This window comes from Seohaeicola zhoushanensis, assembly GCF_014656415.1.
Classification (GTDB): Bacteria; Pseudomonadota; Alphaproteobacteria; order Rhodobacterales; family Rhodobacteraceae; genus Seohaeicola_A; species Seohaeicola_A zhoushanensis.
This window is the reverse complement of record NZ_BNCJ01000002.1, coordinates 380,041-394,922: the sequence shown is the minus strand read 5'-3', so window position 1 is coordinate 394,922 and position 14,882 is coordinate 380,041. Positions and strand designations below refer to the sequence as shown.

At 67.5% G+C, this 14,882-nt stretch carries 14 protein-coding genes; all 14 read left to right on the top strand.

Annotated elements, in window-relative coordinates; all coding sequences use genetic code 11:
- Window positions 1-23 precede the first annotated feature (23 nt).
- The 14 genes from IE266_RS05920 to IE266_RS05855 all read left to right on the top strand — a co-directional run bounded on the left by IE266_RS05920 (window position 24) and on the right by IE266_RS05855 (window position 14,880).
- Window positions 24-1,073: a glycosyltransferase family 2 protein gene (locus IE266_RS05920; RefSeq protein ID WP_189679112.1), complete on the top strand. Its 1,050-nt coding sequence runs from the start codon at window positions 24-26 to the stop codon at window positions 1,071-1,073.
- Between the two features lie 105 nt (window positions 1,074-1,178).
- On the top strand, window positions 1,179-2,138 hold the full coding sequence (locus IE266_RS05915; RefSeq protein ID WP_189679111.1) for a phosphoadenosine phosphosulfate reductase: 960 nt from the start codon (window positions 1,179-1,181) through the stop codon (window positions 2,136-2,138).
- Between the two features lie 40 nt (window positions 2,139-2,178).
- The gene (pyrC, locus tag IE266_RS05910) at window positions 2,179-3,216 is read left to right on the top strand and encodes a dihydroorotase (RefSeq protein ID WP_189679110.1); all 1,038 of its coding nucleotides are present in this window, start codon (window positions 2,179-2,181) and stop codon (window positions 3,214-3,216) included.
- 164 nt (window positions 3,217-3,380) lie between these two features.
- Complete coding sequence (locus IE266_RS05905) at window positions 3,381-4,727, top strand: calcium-binding protein (protein ID WP_189679109.1); 1,347 nt, start codon at window positions 3,381-3,383, stop codon at window positions 4,725-4,727.
- A 343-nt stretch (window positions 4,728-5,070) separates the two neighbouring features.
- Complete coding sequence (locus IE266_RS05900; protein ID WP_189679108.1) at window positions 5,071-6,567, top strand: replicative DNA helicase; 1,497 nt, start codon at window positions 5,071-5,073, stop codon at window positions 6,565-6,567.
- Window positions 6,568-6,600: 33 nt separating this feature from the next.
- The gene (locus tag IE266_RS05895; protein ID WP_229863906.1) at window positions 6,601-7,431 is read left to right on the top strand and encodes a DUF1194 domain-containing protein; all 831 of its coding nucleotides are present in this window, start codon (window positions 6,601-6,603) and stop codon (window positions 7,429-7,431) included.
- Window positions 7,432-7,619: 188 nt separating this feature from the next.
- Entirely contained in the window at window positions 7,620-8,651 is a 1,032-nt protein-coding gene (alr, locus tag IE266_RS05890) for an alanine racemase (protein ID WP_189679107.1), read from the top strand.
- Entirely contained in the window at window positions 8,651-9,436 is a 786-nt protein-coding gene (locus IE266_RS05885) for an MlaE family ABC transporter permease (RefSeq protein ID WP_189679106.1), read from the top strand. Before alr ends, IE266_RS05885 begins: the two co-directional genes overlap by 1 nt.
- A complete protein-coding gene (locus IE266_RS05880) occupies window positions 9,433-10,182 on the top strand; it encodes an ABC transporter ATP-binding protein (protein WP_189679105.1) in 750 nt (249 codons plus the stop codon). Before IE266_RS05885 ends, IE266_RS05880 begins: the two co-directional genes overlap by 4 nt.
- A 189-nt stretch (window positions 10,183-10,371) precedes the next feature.
- Window positions 10,372-10,800, top strand: a complete 429-nt coding sequence (locus tag IE266_RS05875) for a paraquat-inducible protein A (protein ID WP_189679104.1) — start codon at window positions 10,372-10,374, stop codon at window positions 10,798-10,800.
- Between the two features lie 18 nt (window positions 10,801-10,818).
- Complete coding sequence (gene radA / locus IE266_RS05870; RefSeq protein WP_189679103.1) at window positions 10,819-12,183, top strand: DNA repair protein RadA; 1,365 nt, start codon at window positions 10,819-10,821, stop codon at window positions 12,181-12,183.
- Between the two features lie 37 nt (window positions 12,184-12,220).
- Window positions 12,221-12,778 carry a CvpA family protein gene (locus tag IE266_RS05865; RefSeq protein WP_189679102.1) on the top strand — a complete coding sequence of 186 codons (558 nt, stop codon included), beginning with the start codon at window positions 12,221-12,223 and terminating at the stop codon, window positions 12,776-12,778.
- 151 nt (window positions 12,779-12,929) lie between these two features.
- The gene (gene purF / locus IE266_RS05860) at window positions 12,930-14,387 is read left to right on the top strand and encodes an amidophosphoribosyltransferase (protein WP_189679474.1); all 1,458 of its coding nucleotides are present in this window, start codon (window positions 12,930-12,932) and stop codon (window positions 14,385-14,387) included.
- Window positions 14,388-14,634: 247 nt separating this feature from the next.
- On the top strand, window positions 14,635-14,880 hold the full coding sequence (locus IE266_RS05855) for a conjugative transfer relaxase/helicase family protein (RefSeq protein ID WP_189679101.1): 246 nt from the start codon (window positions 14,635-14,637) through the stop codon (window positions 14,878-14,880).
- Window positions 14,881-14,882: the final 2 nt, after the last annotated feature.

Below are 14,882 nucleotides of genomic sequence, written 5' to 3'. Positions count from 1 at the left end.
CCCCGGTTTTCCAGGATAACACATTGAACATAGTCGCCATTCTCACCGTCCGAAACGAGGCCGCCTTCCTGCTGGAATGGCTGGCCCACCATCGTGTCGCCGGCATCACGCATTTCGTGGTGCTGTCGAACAACTGCCAGGATGGCACCGACACCATGCTCGACCGCCTGGCCGAGATGGGCTGGCTCACGCATATCCGCAACGAAGGGCCCTATGCCAAGGCCGGGATCCAGTTCACCGGCCTGCGCCTGGCCGACGACTGCGAAGCGGTGAAGTCGGCCGACTGGCTGATCGCCCTCGACATCGACGAATTCGTCAACGTCCACGTCGGTGACCACACCCTGCCCGGCCTGATCGCCGCCCTGCCCGAGGCCAGCGCCATAACCCTCACCTGGCGGCTGTTCGGCAATGCCGAGGTGGTGCGCTATACCGATGCCCCGGTAACCGAGACCTTCACCCGCTGCGCCCCCGAGATCCTGCACTGGCCCTGGCGCGCGGCGATGTTCAAGACGCTCTACCGCAACGACGGCACCTACCGTCACCTCGGCGTCCACCGCCCACGCGGGCCGGCGCGGGGCCGGCTGGCGGCCTACCGCTGGTTCGACTGCATGGGCAATGAACTCGACGAGCAGTTCAAGACCCGCCGGGTGTTCTCGAACTACGGCCGCCCGCTCTACCACCTGGCGCAGGTCAACCACTACCCGCTCGGGTCGATGGAGAGCTACGTGCTCAAGGCCGACCGGGGCCGCGCGGTGCATTCAGACCAGGGGCTGGGCCTCGACTACTGGGTCGAGCGCAACCTGAACTTCGAGACCGACACCACCATCGCCGCGCTGGCCGAACCCTCGGCCGCGCTGCGGACGGAACTGCGCGCCGACCCGACCCTCGGCCCGCTGCACAGGGCCGCCGTCGCCTGGCGCAAGGCCCGCTTCGAAGAGCTCATGCTGAACGAACGTGCCCGCGCCCTGTTCGGCCGCCTGCTGATGACCCCGCCCTCGCGGACGGTCCGGCCCGCCGGGGCGCAGATGCTGATGCGCTACGCGGCGCTGAGCCGCGAGCAGGATCAACAATAGCACTCCCATAGGCGCTTTGTTTCCCTCCCGGCCACGAAATCCACGGAATATTTGGAATCGACGCGCAGCCATGGTTAACTGAGCCCGTTGTGTGGGGCACTGTTCATGACCGAATTGCTGAACGAGATCGACCGCTCTCTGGCGCGTCTCGACGTTGAAGAGTGGAAAAAGCGTCTGATCGGCATCGGCCGCTCCAGCGGCGGCTACCGCGACCTCGGCTTCCGCCATTTCGCAGTGCTGATCGACCGTGGCCCCTCGCTCCTCGTCACCTTCGAAACCGTTCAGGGCATCCGCTCGCTCTCGGAACAGGCCACGCCTCTGGGCTTCGACCTGGTCCGCTCGCAGGGCTGGTCGCATCTCTGCTTCGTCTCGGACGGCGACACCTGGTTCCGTGATGCCTCGGTCCACGCCTATCTCGACCGGCTGGTGGATGAGGCCTTCTTCGACCAATACGACAACGTCGTCTTCTACGGCGCCGGCCCCTGCGGCTATGCCGCCGCCGCCTATTCGGTGATCGCACCGGGCGCCACCGTGGTCGCGGTCCAGCCGCAGGCAACGCTCGCGCCGGACATGACCGAATGGGACCCCCGCTTTGCCGAGATGCGCCGGATCTCCTTCACCGACCGCTACGGCTATGCCCCCGACATGCTGGACGCCGCCGAAGAGGCCTTTGTCCTCTACGACCCGCGCCAGGAATACGACGCCATGCACGCCGCGCTTTTCGCGCGGCCCAATGTCACCCGGCTGCGCCTGCCCTTCCTCGGCGCGGCGCTGCAGACCCAGCTGATGGAAATGGGGATCCTCACCAAGATCCTCGAACGCGCCGGCTCGGGCACTCTGACGCCCAAGTCCTTCTACCGCCTCTACCGCGCAAGGCGCGACAACCCCTCCTACCTGCGCGCGCTGATGGGCAGGCTCGACTCCGACGACCGCCCCTTCCTCAACGCCCTGCTCTGCCGCAACGTGGTCAAGCGGATGAACGCCCCGCGCTTCCGCCGCCGTCTCGACATGCTGGAACAGCAGGCCGAGGCGGGCGAATTTGTCCTGCCCTCGACCGCCGCCTGACCTCTGGCGAGACACTCCCGCCTGTGCTAGCAGCGCAGGCATGAGCGATACCATCACGATCACCCGCCCCGACGACTGGCACCTCCACCTGCGCGACGGCGCCATGCTGAAGGCGGTGCTGCCGCATACCGCGCGCCACTTCGCCCGCGCCATCGTGATGCCGAACCTGGTGCCCCCGGTGGTGACCGGCGCCCAGGCCGCCGCCTACCGCGACCGCATCCTCGCGGCGCTGCCCGAGGGCATGACCTTCGAGCCGCTGATGACCCTCTACCTGACCGAGGCGACCGACCCCGCCGACGTCGCCGCCGCCCATGCCTCGGGCCTGGTGAAGGCGGTCAAGCTCTACCCCGCCGGGGCCACGACGAATTCCGCCAGCGGCGTCAAGGACTTCGACAAGGTGCGCGGCGTGCTCGAGAAGATGGCCGAGATCGGCCTGCCGCTCTGCATGCACGGCGAGGTGGTTGATAGCCACGTCGACATCTTCGACCGCGAGGCCGTGTTCATCGACCGCGTGCTCGACCCGATCCGCCGCGCCACGCCGGGCCTGCGGGTGGTGATGGAGCATATCACCACCGCCAACGCCGTGGACTATGCGCGCGCGCAAGGCGACGATCTGGGCGCGACGATCACCACGCACCACCTGGTGATCAACCGCAACCACATCCTCGCCGGCGGCATCCGCCCGCATTACTACTGCCTGCCCGTGGCCAAGCGCGAGGAACACCGCCTCGCCTTGCGCGCCGCCGCCACCAGCGGCGAGGCCCGTTTCTTCCTCGGCACCGACTCGGCCCCGCACACCGACGCCAACAAGCTGCTGCCCTGCGGCTGCGCCGGCTGCTTCACCGCGCCCAACACAATGTCGATCCTCGCCCAGGTCTTCGAGGAGGAAGCCGCGCTCGACCGGCTCGAGGCCTTCACCTCGCTGAACGGCCCGGCCTTCTACGGCCTGCCCGCGAACACCGGCAAGATGACCCTCACCAAGGGCGCACCGGTCAGCTACCCCGGCCATATCGACACGGCAGACGGCCCGGTGACGGTATTCGATCCCGGCTTTCAACTGGCTTGGCGCGTGGACTGAAGCACGATTCAAGGCCGATTGTTTCCCAATCGACACAGCCTGAAGGTCCGCGAACCGCTGTAACAGCGGTTCATCAACCTTTCGGGCAGTTCAGGGTTGCCTCAACGTCATGACGACTGCACCTTGCGGGCAGTCCAATTTGACAGACCGAGGTATTCCACCCCATGACCACCATTACCCTGACCGGCACCCGCGTCGATTTCGTCAACGGCGATACAGCGGCAGTAGGAACCGACACCGCCGTCCTGACCATGCCCTCCGCAAGCTCCACCTTCTCGTACAGCATAGACTACTACGATGAAGGTGTGCCGATGGTGAACGTGGACGAGGACCTGCTTCAGGGCTTCATTGCCGGCCTCTCGCTTGCCGACCTGCAGTCCACCGACAGCATCGAGGCCTTCATCGTGACCGTCGAATGGTCCGGGAATTTCACGACCATCCTCGGCCTGAACTGGCAGACCGGCCCCAACACCGACAGCGATCTCTATTTCGTCCTCGACGGCGCGGCACTGCCCTCGGCAACTTCCGTAACCGATTGGAACAATTTCGACGCCACCATCACCGGCCTCAGCCTCCCCACAGGCAGCTACGCCCCGGGTCAGAACATCCTCTGGACCGATTTCGACAATTACACGATCACCGAAGATGACGAGCTCTACGGCACCAACGGCCGCGACATCCTCGAAGGCGGCATCGGCGACGACTACTTCTATTCCTCGGCTGGCCGAGACGTCTACCGCGGCGGCGCAGGGTTCGACCAGGTCACCTTCGGCGACGACCCCAACGGCGTGCGCGTCAACCTTGCCCAGGGCACCGGGACCGACGGTTACGGCAATACCGACAAGTTTGTCAGCATCGAGATGCTGCGCGGTTCGATGCATGACGATGTCTTCATCGGCAAGGCCGGCACCCAGATCTTCCGCGGCCTGGCCGGCGACGACGTTATGAACGGCGCCAAGGGTATCGACATGGTGCGCTATGACCGCGACGCCAACTACGGCGGCACCTCCGGCGTGACCGTTCACCTGGGCAAAGGCACTGCAACCGACGGCTTCGGCGACACCGACACGCTCCGGAACATCGAGAACGTGCGCGGCAGCGCTTTCAACGACCGGCTGACCGGCAGCAAGGGCAAGAACGTGCTGGAGGGCGGAGGTGGCAACGACAAGCTCTTCGGCCTGGCCGGCAACGACGAGCTTATCGGCGACGCGGGCAAGGACCGCCTCGACGGCGGCGCAGGCGATGACATCCTGACGGGCGGCGCCCATGCCGACATCTTCGTCTTCTCCGGCGCCTTCGGCAACGACACCATCACCGACTTCCAGACCGCCGGGCGGGCCGAGAAGATCGACCTGTCGGGCGTCGCCTCGATCCGGAGCTTCCGGGACCTCAACAACAACCACCTCTCCGATGTGAACGGCGTGGCGGTGATTGACGACCTCAACGGCAATACCATCACCCTCGAGGGCCATGTCGCCGCCGACTTCTCGGCCAACGACTTCATTTTCTGATCCGGTTTCCGTTCAGGACCAGGGCCCGCACCCCGCGTGCGGGCCCTTTTTCTTGGCGAATCGACACCGCGCGCGACCATCGGCCCGATTCCGCGCCGGTCATGTATCTAACCGGCCGACACGGCAGCGGGAGCAGGCGCGCGGCCTATTGCCCCGGCGGGGTTCCGCGCCCCTCCTCACCAGATATTGACGCATGGCCAGCAATGACCGCAACATGCCGCATGGCCCCGAATGTTTCACGCTTTTCCACAAAACATACAGTTTGCCGCTGCCGACGTGCATTTGATAGAAGCGGTCCACCACAAACGAAACCGCGCCGAACGCGGACGGGCAGAGGGACAACATGAACGAAATCGCCAAGCTCACACCTGCGCGTGCCGAGATCGATTCACCGGCAAGCCTGCCACATTCCATCGAGGCCGAGCAGCAGCTCCTCGGCGCCATCCTGACCAACAACGATGTCTACGACCGCGTCGCCTCGATCATCAGCTCAAAGCATTTCCACGAGCCGGTGCATGCCCGCATCTGGGAGATCGCCGCCGCCCGCATCGCCCGCAACCAGCTCGCCTCGCCGGTCACCCTCAAGGCCTTCATGGAGGAGGACGCCGGGCTGAACGAGCTTGGCGGCCCCGCCTATCTCGCCCGTCTCGCCGGCACCGCCATCTCGGCCTTCGCCGTCCGCGACTATGCCCAGATGATCTACGACCTGGCGATCCGGCGCGAGCTGATCGCGCTCGGGCGCGACATCTCGGCCAAGGCCGCCAGCGTCGACATCGCCAGCGAACCGGCGCAGCAGATCGTCGAGGCCGAACAGCACCTCTACAAGCTCTCCGAACAGGGCAAGGCCGAATCCGGCTTCCAGAGCTTCCTCAAGGCCGTCACCGAGGCGGTCAACGTCGCCAACGCCGCCTACCAGCGCGACGGCGGCCTCGCCGGCATCTCCACCGGCCTCGTCGACATGGACGCCAAGCTCGGCGGCCTGCACAAGTCCGACCTGCTGATCCTCGCCGGCCGCCCCTCGATGGGCAAGACCTCGCTGGCCACCAACATCGCCTTCAATGTCGCCAAGGCCTACAAGCGCGGCCGCCTGCCCGACGGCACCGAGGGCGCCATCAGCGGCGGAGTCGTCGGTTTCTACTCGCTCGAGATGAGCGCCGAGCAGCTCGCCGGCCGCATCCTCGCCGAAGCCTCCGAGATCTCCTCGCACAAGATCCGCCAGGGCGACATGACCGAATCCGAATTCCGCCGCTTCGTCGATGCCGCCAAGGCGCTCGAGGCCTGCCCGCTCTACATCGACGACACCCCTGCCTTGCCGATCTCGCAGCTCGCCGCCCGCGCGCGTCGGCTCAAGCGGACCCACGGGCTCGACGTGCTGATCATCGACTACCTCCAGCTGGTGCGCGGCACCGGCCGCTCCGAGAACCGGGTGAACGAGATCAGCGAGATCACCATGGGCATGAAGGCCATCGCCAAGGAGCTCAACATCCCGGTGATCGCGCTCTCCCAGCTCTCGCGCCAGGTCGAAAGCCGCGAGGACAAGCGGCCGCAGCTGTCGGACCTCCGGGAATCCGGCTCGATCGAACAGGACGCCGACGTGGTGATGTTCGTCTACCGCGGCGAATACTACAAGGAACGCGAGAAGCCGGACGAGAACAACATCGAGGCCACCGCCAAGTGGATCGAGGACATGGAACGCCTGCACGGCAAGGCCGAGGTGATCATCGGCAAGCAGCGTCACGGCCCCATCGGCACCGTCGAACTCGCCTTCGAGGCGCAGTTCACCCGCTTCGGCAACCTCGCCAAGGCCTGGCAGACGCCCGAATCCGAACCCGCCTACTGACCGGGCGCCCGGCCGCCGCCTACGATTTCGTGAGTGGACAGGCGCCGCAGGCTCTGGCGCAATGGCGCCATGCTGCGCGCCCTCGCCCTCTGCCTGCCCCTGGCCGCCCTCCCGGCGGCGGCGCAGGAGCGGGTCGAGGTCGACATCGAACTGGTCCTCGCCGTCGATGTCTCCCGCTCGATGAGCCCCGCCGAACTCGAGATCCAGCGCCGCGGCTATGCCGCCGCGCTCGGCAGCGAGGAGGTCTTCGGCGCCATCGGCGGCGGCATGATCGGCCGCATCGCCCTGACCTACGTCGAATGGGCCGGCAGCCATTCCCAGACCGTGATCGTACCCTGGACCCTGATCGAGACCCGCGACCAGGCGCAGGAGGTGGCCGAGACGCTCTCCGGCTTCTTCCTGGAAGGGATGCGCCGCACCTCGATCTCCGAGGCGCTGATCTACGCCGCCGACAGTTTCGAGACCAACCGCTTCGACGGGCTGCGCCGGGTGATCGACGTCTCGGGCGACGGGCCCAACAACATGGGCCGCCCGGTGCTGGCGGCCCGCGACGAGGTGGTCTCGCGCGGCATCACCGTCAACGGCCTGCCGCTGATGACCCAGGACGATTTCTCCGCCCGCTGGGGCATCGAGGATCTCGACGCCTACTACCGCGACTGCGTGATCGGCGGCCCCGGCGCCTTCGTCGTTCCGGTCGAGACCTGGGACCAGTTCGCCGATGCGGTGCGCCGCAAGCTGGTGCTCGAGATCGCAGGCACCGCCCCCGCCGCCCCGCCCGAACGGCTGGTCCCGGCCGCCGGCTACGACTGCCTCGTCGGCGAGAAGCTGTGGCAGCGCAACCAGATCTACTTCAGCGAACCCTGACCCCCACGCGCCGCGCCCCGGCTTCTCTTCTTCATAAATATCTCCGGGGGAGCCGCCGAAGGCGGCGGGGGCAGCGCCCCCATGCGCCATCTCCGGGGGCGCAACCGCCCCGTTTCCGGGCGGAATGCCGCGCCCGCCGCCGCCTTTCCCCCTTGACGCGCCGCGCCCGGATGTCATGAACGGGGCCCATGAGCAGCGGACATCTCACCATCGACCTCGGCGCGCTTGCCGCCAACTGGAAAGCCCTCGCCCAGCTGAGCGCGGGCGAGACGGCGGCCGTCGTCAAGGCCGACGCCTATGGCCTGGGATCGGGCCGTGTCGCGCGCGCGCTGGCCGAGGCTGGGGCGCGGCGCTTCTTCGTCGCCGTCGCCGAAGAGGGCGCGGCGGTGCGCGAGGCCATCGGCAAGGGGCCGATGATCGGCATCCTCTCGGGCCATATGGAGGGCGACACCGCCCTGATCCGCGACCACGACCTGGTGCCGATGCTGAACTCGGTCGACCAGATGCTGCGCCAGATCGAGGCGCTGCCCAACCGGCCCTTCGGCATCCAGCTCGACACCGGCATGAGCCGGCTCGGCCTCGAACCCGGCGAATGGGCCGCGGTGCGCGACCTGGCGATGACCCGCAACCCGGTGCTGCTGATGTCGCACCTGGCCTGCGCGGACGAGCCCGAGCACCCGATGAACCCGCACCAGCTGCAGAACTTCCGCGACATGACCGAGGGGCTGGACGTGCCGCGCTCGCTCTCGGCGACCGGCGGCATCCTGCTCGGGCCCGACTACCATTTCGACCTGACCCGCCCCGGAATCGGCCTCTACGGCGGCCAGCCCTTCGCCGAATCGCGCAGCGTGGTGCGGCTCGACATCCCGGTGATCCAGCTGCGCACCATCGCCCCCGGCGAGACGGTGGGCTACGGCAACATCTGGACCGCCGCCCGGCCCTCGCGGATCGCCACCATCGCCGCCGGCTATGCCGACGGCCTGCCGCGCGCGCTCGGCGGCAAGCTGCGCCTCTACCATGGCGCCATCCCCTGCCCCGCTGTGGGCCGCGTCTCGATGGACCTCATCACCGTCGACGTGACCGACCTGCCCGAGGATCCCGCCTACCTGACCATGCTCGGCCCCCACCAGGGCGTCGACCGCCTGGCGACTGCCGCCGGTACCATCGGCTACGAGATCCTGACCAGCCTCGGCCGCCGCTACTCGCGGGCCTACGTCTGATGGGCCGCCTGCTCTCGCCGCTGGCGCTGATCGGCGCGATGACGCTGCAGGCGATGGCGATGCTCGGGCGGATCTCGCTGTTCACCGTGCAGACCTTCAGCCACCTGTTCCGCCCGCCCTTCTACCCCAAGGAACTGGCCATCGCGCTGCTCAACATCGGCTGGCTCTCGCTGCCCGTGGTCGGCCTCACCGCGATCTTCACCGGCGGCGCGCTGGCACTGCAGATCTATTCCGGCGGCGCCCGCTTCAACGCCGAGGCGGTGGTGCCGCAGATCGTCGCCATCGGCATGGTGCGCGAGCTTGGCCCGGTGCTGGTCGGCCTGATGATCGCCGCCCGCGTCACCTCCTCGATCGCCGCCGAGATCGCCACCATGAAGGTGACCGAGCAGATCGACGCGCTGGTCACCCTCTCGACCCACCCGATGAAATACCTCGTCGTGCCCCGCGTTCTCGCCGCGCTCATCACCGTGCCGCTGCTGGTGGCGGTGGGCGACGTGATCGGCATCGCCGGCGGCTATACCGTGGCAGTCAAGAACCTCGACTTCAACGCCGCCACCTACCTGCAGAACACCGTCGATTTCCTCGAGGCCCGCGACATCATCTCCAGCCTCGTCAAAGGCGCGGCCTTCGGCACCATCGCGGCGCTGATGGGCTGCTTCTACGGCATGAACTCGGACCGCGGCGCGCAGGGCGTGGGCCGCGCCACCAAGACCAGCGTCGAGGCCGCGGCCATCCTGATCCTGGCCGCCAACTTCACGCTCACGGGGGTGTTTTTCTCGGTATGATCCGGTTCGAGAACGTCACCAAGGCCTTCGGCTCCAAGAAGGTGCTGCGCGGGTTGACCCTGAACGTGCCCAAGGGCACCTCGATGGTGATCATCGGCGGCTCGGGCACCGGCAAGTCGGTGACGCTGAAATGCGTGCTCGGCCTGATCGCGCCCGACAGCGGAACCATCCTGGTCGACGGCCAGGACGCCGCCAATGCCGCCGACCGCGACGCCTTCCTCGCCCGCTTCGGGATGCTGTTCCAGGGCGGTGCGCTGTTCGATTCGCTGCCGGTCTGGCAGAACGTCGCCTTCCGCCTGCTGCGCGGCGCGCTGAAGCGCCCCGCCGCCGAGGCCAGGGAGATCGCCATCGACAAGCTGCGCCGCGTCGGCCTGACGGCGGATGTGGCCGATCTCTTCCCGGCCGAGCTTTCGGGCGGGATGCAGAAGCGCGTCGGCCTTGCCCGCGCCATCGCCGCCGACCCCGAGATCATCTTCTTCGACGAGCCGACCACCGGCCTCGACCCGATCATGGCCGGCGTCATCAACGACCTGATCCGCGAGATCGTGACCGAGATGGGCGCGACCGCCATGACCATCACCCACGACATGACCTCGGTGCGCGCCATCGCCGACAATGTCGCCATGCTGCATGACGGCGTCATCAAGTGGACCGGACCCGTGTCCGAGATGGACAATTCCGGCGACCCCTACCTCGACCAGTTCATCCACGGCCGCGCCGAAGGCCCGATCGCGGCGGTGCGCTGACGAATTCCTGCGAGGAATTCGTCCGTTTTCCGGCGCGGAAAACGCCCCCTTCCCCAACCGTTCCGCCAGGCCATAAATCCTCGCAGGATTTTTGGCGTTTTTCCGCGCCGGAAAACGACTCGCGCCCAAGTCTTGCGCCGCCCCCGCCCCGCCATTACCTCCATCCCTGCGCCACCAGCCGGGACCGACATGCTGAAATTCGCCAATCTCGCCCTGCTGGTCGTCTTCCCCGTCGCCTGGTTCGCGCCGCTGCTGCGCGCCGGCATTGACCTGCCGCTCTTCGGCACCGAGGAGGTCTCGGTCATCTCCGGCCTGCAATCCCTCTGGGAAACCGACGTGGCGCTGGCCCTGCTGGTGACCTTCCTGGCCGTCTTCGCGCCGTACATGAAGACCATCGGCCTCGCCCTCATCCACTTCGGCCTGATGCGCCGCAAGGTGCTGCCGGTGCTGGAGATCCTCGGCAAGCTCGCCATGGCCGACGTCTTCCTGATCGCGCTCTACGTGGTGATCGCCAAGGGCATCGGACTGGCCCGGATCGAGGTGGCCTGGGGCCTCTACCTGTTCTCGGCGGCGGTTCTGGCCTCGATCTCGATTAGCCATTTGACCGCGCGCCGCTGAGACGTCACAAACGCGCGCATGGCCAAGCCGAATTCCTATACCTGCACCGCCTGCGGGGCGTCCTATCCGAAGTGGTCGGGGCGCTGCGACGCCTGTGGCGAGTGGAACACCATTGCCGAGGAGGCGCCGCTCTCGGCCGGCCCCGCGGCCACCTCTCTGGGCGCCCGCAAGGGCCGCACCGTCGAGCTGACCACCCTGGCCACGCGCGAGACGCCGCCGCCCCGCACCCAATCGGGCCTCGGTGAACTCGACCGCGTTCTGGGCGGCGGCCTCGTCGAGTCCTCGGCCATCCTGGTCGGCGGCGACCCCGGCATCGGCAAGTCGACCCTGCTGCTGCAGGCCGCCGCCAAATTCGCCGCCAGCGGGCTGAAAACGCTCTACGTCTCGGGCGAAGAGGCCTCGGCCCAGGTGCGGATGCGCGCCCAGCGGCTCGGCCTGGCCGAGGCGCCGGTGATGCTCGCCGCCGAGACCAACCTGCGCGACATCCTGACCACGCTCGACGTCGAACGACCCGGCCTCGTCATCGTCGATTCGATCCAGACCATGTGGTCGGACAATGTCGAGAGCGCCCCCGGCTCGGTCTCCCAGGTCCGCGCCGCCTCGCACGAGCTGACCACCTTCGCCAAGCGGCGCGGCTGCTCGGTCGTGCTGGTCGGCCATGTCACCAAGGAAGGCCAGATCGCCGGCCCCCGCGTGATCGAGCACATGGTCGACACCGTGCTCTACTTCGAGGGCGAGCGCGGCCACCAGTTCCGCATCCTGCGCGCGGTCAAGAACCGCTTCGGCCCCGCCGACGAGATCGGTGTCTTCGAGATGACCGGCTCGGGCCTGTCCGAGGTCATCAACCCCTCGGCGCTGTTCCTCTCCGAACGCGGCGCGCCTTCGCCCGGCTCGGTCGTCTTCGCCGGGATCGAGGGCACGCGGCCTGTGCTGGTCGAGGTGCAGGCCCTCGTCGCCCCATCGCCCCATGCCCAGGCCCGGCGCACGGTGGTCGGCTGGGACGGCGGGCGGCTCGCGATGATTCTCGCGGTGCTCGAAGCGCGCTGCGGCATCCCCTTCGCCGGGCTCGACGTCTACCTCAACATCGCCGGCGGGCTGAAGATCTCGGAACCCGCCGCCGACCTCGCCGTCGCCGCCGCCCTGCTCAGCGCCCGCGAGGACGCCGCCCTGCCCGCCGACACGGTGGTCTTCGGGGAAATCAGCCTCTCGGGTGCGCTGCGCCCCGCCACCCAGACGGAAAACCGGTTGAAAGAGGCGCAGAAACTTGGTTTTAGCTCGGCCATCCTGCCTTCGGGTGGCAAATCCGGCACAGATGCCGGCTTGTCCCTGACGCGGGCCACAGATTTGACAGGATTTGTTGGCGAAGTCTTCGGCGCGGGATAATCTGCGCCAAAAACCGAAAGAAGAGGCAGGCAGAGTCATGGAAGGGTTCACCATAATCGACGGCGTCGTCGCGCTCGTCATCGTGATGTCGGCGCTTTTGGCCTACTCCCGCGGCTTCGTGCGCGAGGCGATGGCCATCGTCGGCTGGATCGCAGCCGCCGTGGTAGGCTTCCTCTTCGCTCCCAAGGTCGAGCCGCTGATCCGCGAGATCCCGGTGGTGGGCGAATTCATCGCCGACAGCTGCCAGCTCAGCATCCTCGGCGCCTTCTTCGTGGTCTTCACCATCGCCCTGATCGTCGCCTCCTTCTTCACCCCGCTGTTCTCGACCATCGTGCGCCGCTCGGCGCTCGGCGGCATCGACCAGGGCTTCGGCTTCCTCTTCGGCGTGGTGCGCGGGGTGCTGCTGGTGGCCGTGGCCTTCTTCGTCTACGACAACGTCATCACCACCCAGACCTACACGATGGTCGACGAAAGCCGCTCGGCCAAGGTCTTCGAGCAGTTCACCGCCGAGATCGAGAAACGCAACCCCGAGCAGGCCCTCGGCTGGATCACCCAGCAGTACGAAGCCCTCGTGGGCAAGTGCGGCCAGCAATAGCCGCGCAACCGTGCAATCCGGCATGATCCCCGCAGGGAGGGGGGGGTCATGTTCAGGATTGTGTGATAGTTTGATGACACCAGCGTCCCGAGCCATTATGTGAGGGCGCGAATCGCACTGGATCCGGAGCCTCCCCTTGTCCCAGCCGCACATGCCCCCCGCACATCCCTTCGACGACGACAAGCTGAAGGAAGAATGCGGGATCTTCGGCATCGTGGGCGTCACCGACGCCGCGAACTTCGTCGCACTGGGGCTGCACGCTCTCCAGCACCGGGGCCAGGAGGCGGGCGGCATCGTTGTCCACCACCCCGAACACGGTTTCAACTCGGCCCGCCGCTTCGGCTACGTGCGCGACAACTTCACCTCGCAGAGCGTGATGGAAACCCTGCCCGGCCCCATCGCCATCGGCCACGTCCGCTACTCCACCGCCGGCTCCAAGGGCGCCACCGCGATCCGCGACGTGCAGCCCTTCTTCGGCGAGCTCTCGATGGGCGGCGTCGCGCTGGCCCATAACGGCAATATCACCAACGCCAACGCGCTGCGACGCGAGCTGATCGAGCGCGGCTCGATCTTCCAGAGCTCCTCCGACAGCGAATGCATCATCCACCTGATGGCGCGCTCGATGGGCCGCTCGATCCCCGACCGCGTCGAAGAGGCACTGCGCAAGGTCGAGGGCGCCTTCTCGGTCGTCGCCATGACCCGCACCAAGCTGATCGGCGTGCGCGACCCGCTGGGCGTGCGCCCGCTGGTGCTCGGCAAGCTGGGCGAGGCCTGGGTGCTCTCCTCCGAGACCTGCGCACTCGACATCATCGGCGCCGAGTTCATCCGCGAGATCGCGCCGGGCGAGATGGTCGTCATCTCCGAGAAGACCGGGGTCGAGAGCCACTTCCCCTTCCGCCCGCAGAAGCCGCGCTTCTGCATCTTCGAACACGTCTATTTCTCGCGCCCCGATTCGATCATCGGCGGCCGCTCGGTCTACGAAACCCGCCGCCAGATCGGCGTGGAACTGGCCCGCGAGGCCCCGGTCGAGGCCGACCTGGTCTGCCCGGTGCCCGACTCCGGCACCCCGGCGGCCATCGGCTTCGCGCATGAATCGGGCATCCCCTACGGCATGGGCATCGTGCGCAACCAATACGTCGGCCGCACCTTCATCGAGCCGACCGAGCAGATCCGCAACATGGGCGTGCGCCTCAAGCTCAACGTCAACCGCGCGCTCATCAAGGGCAAGCGGGTGATCCTGGTCGACGACTCGGTGGTGCGCGGCACCACCTCGCGCAAGATCAAGGAAATGATCCTCGACGCCGGCGCCAAGGAGGTGCACTTCCGCATCGCCTCGCCGCCGACCGCCTGGCCCTGCTTCTACGGCGTCGACACGCCGCAGCGCGACAAGCTGCTCGCCGCCACCATGAGCGAGGACGAGATGCGCGACCACCTCGGCGTCGATTCGCTCAAGTTCATCTCCCTGAACGGCCTCTACCGCGCCGCGGGCGAGGCCTCGGGCCGCAACGACGCGCATCCGCAGTATTGCGACGCCTGCTTCTCGGGCGAATACCCGGTCCGCCCCGCCGACATGCTGGAACAGGGCTTCCAGATGAAGGCGGCGGAATAGGGTCAGCGGCCCAACCGCGCCCGCACCACCTCCACGGCCCGCCCCCGGCGGGCCGTTCGTCATTCCGAACGCCCCGCCGCGTCCCTCCGCCGCAGCCTGTCACGCAAGGCTTCGCCGATGCCGCGAAGGCATTCCGGCAAGGCGCCGCCGTACAGCGGCCCACCCGGCCCGCCCGGCTTTCCTTTCAGCCCAGGTACTGTCATCTGCCCGGCCTTCTGCTGCACTGCAGCGCCACCAGGACCGCAAGATGCCCAAGACCCCGGCCGATATCGCCACCGACAGGAACGCCCTCAAATCCGGCGAAACCGCCCTGCTCGGCACCGTCACCCGCCCCGATACCCGGATCGCCCTCGTCCGTCACCCGAGCGGTCGGATCAGCCGCCTGTCGCTCGGCGACAGGCTTGACGGCAATACCGTCACCGCCATCGGCGACGGTGAACTGCACCTCACCCGCAATGGCAAGACCACCACGCTCAGCCTGCCCAAGGGCTGACC

Bases quoted from the DNA above. Each gene is read 5' to 3' on its own strand.
- radA (WP_189679103.1), top strand. From the start codon at position 10,819: ATGGCCAAGCCGAATTCCTATACCTGCACCGCCTGCGGGGCGTCCTAT.
- IE266_RS05900 (WP_189679108.1), top strand. From the start codon at position 5,071: ATGAACGAAATCGCCAAGCTCACACCTGCGCGTGCCGAGATCGATTCA.
- IE266_RS05865 (WP_189679102.1), top strand. From the start codon at position 12,221: ATGGAAGGGTTCACCATAATCGACGGCGTCGTCGCGCTCGTCATCGTG.
- IE266_RS05885 (WP_189679106.1), top strand. From the start codon at position 8,651: ATGGGCCGCCTGCTCTCGCCGCTGGCGCTGATCGGCGCGATGACGCTG.
- pyrC (WP_189679110.1), top strand. From the start codon at position 2,179: ATGAGCGATACCATCACGATCACCCGCCCCGACGACTGGCACCTCCAC.
- IE266_RS05915 (WP_189679111.1), top strand. From the start codon at position 1,179: ATGACCGAATTGCTGAACGAGATCGACCGCTCTCTGGCGCGTCTCGAC.
- purF (WP_189679474.1), top strand. From the start codon at position 12,930: ATGCCCCCCGCACATCCCTTCGACGACGACAAGCTGAAGGAAGAATGC.
- alr (WP_189679107.1), top strand. From the start codon at position 7,620: ATGAGCAGCGGACATCTCACCATCGACCTCGGCGCGCTTGCCGCCAAC.
- IE266_RS05880 (WP_189679105.1), top strand. From the start codon at position 9,433: ATGATCCGGTTCGAGAACGTCACCAAGGCCTTCGGCTCCAAGAAGGTG.
- IE266_RS05875 (WP_189679104.1), top strand. From the start codon at position 10,372: ATGCTGAAATTCGCCAATCTCGCCCTGCTGGTCGTCTTCCCCGTCGCC.
- IE266_RS05905 (WP_189679109.1), top strand. From the start codon at position 3,381: ATGACCACCATTACCCTGACCGGCACCCGCGTCGATTTCGTCAACGGC.
- IE266_RS05855 (WP_189679101.1), top strand. From the start codon at position 14,635: ATGCCCAAGACCCCGGCCGATATCGCCACCGACAGGAACGCCCTCAAA.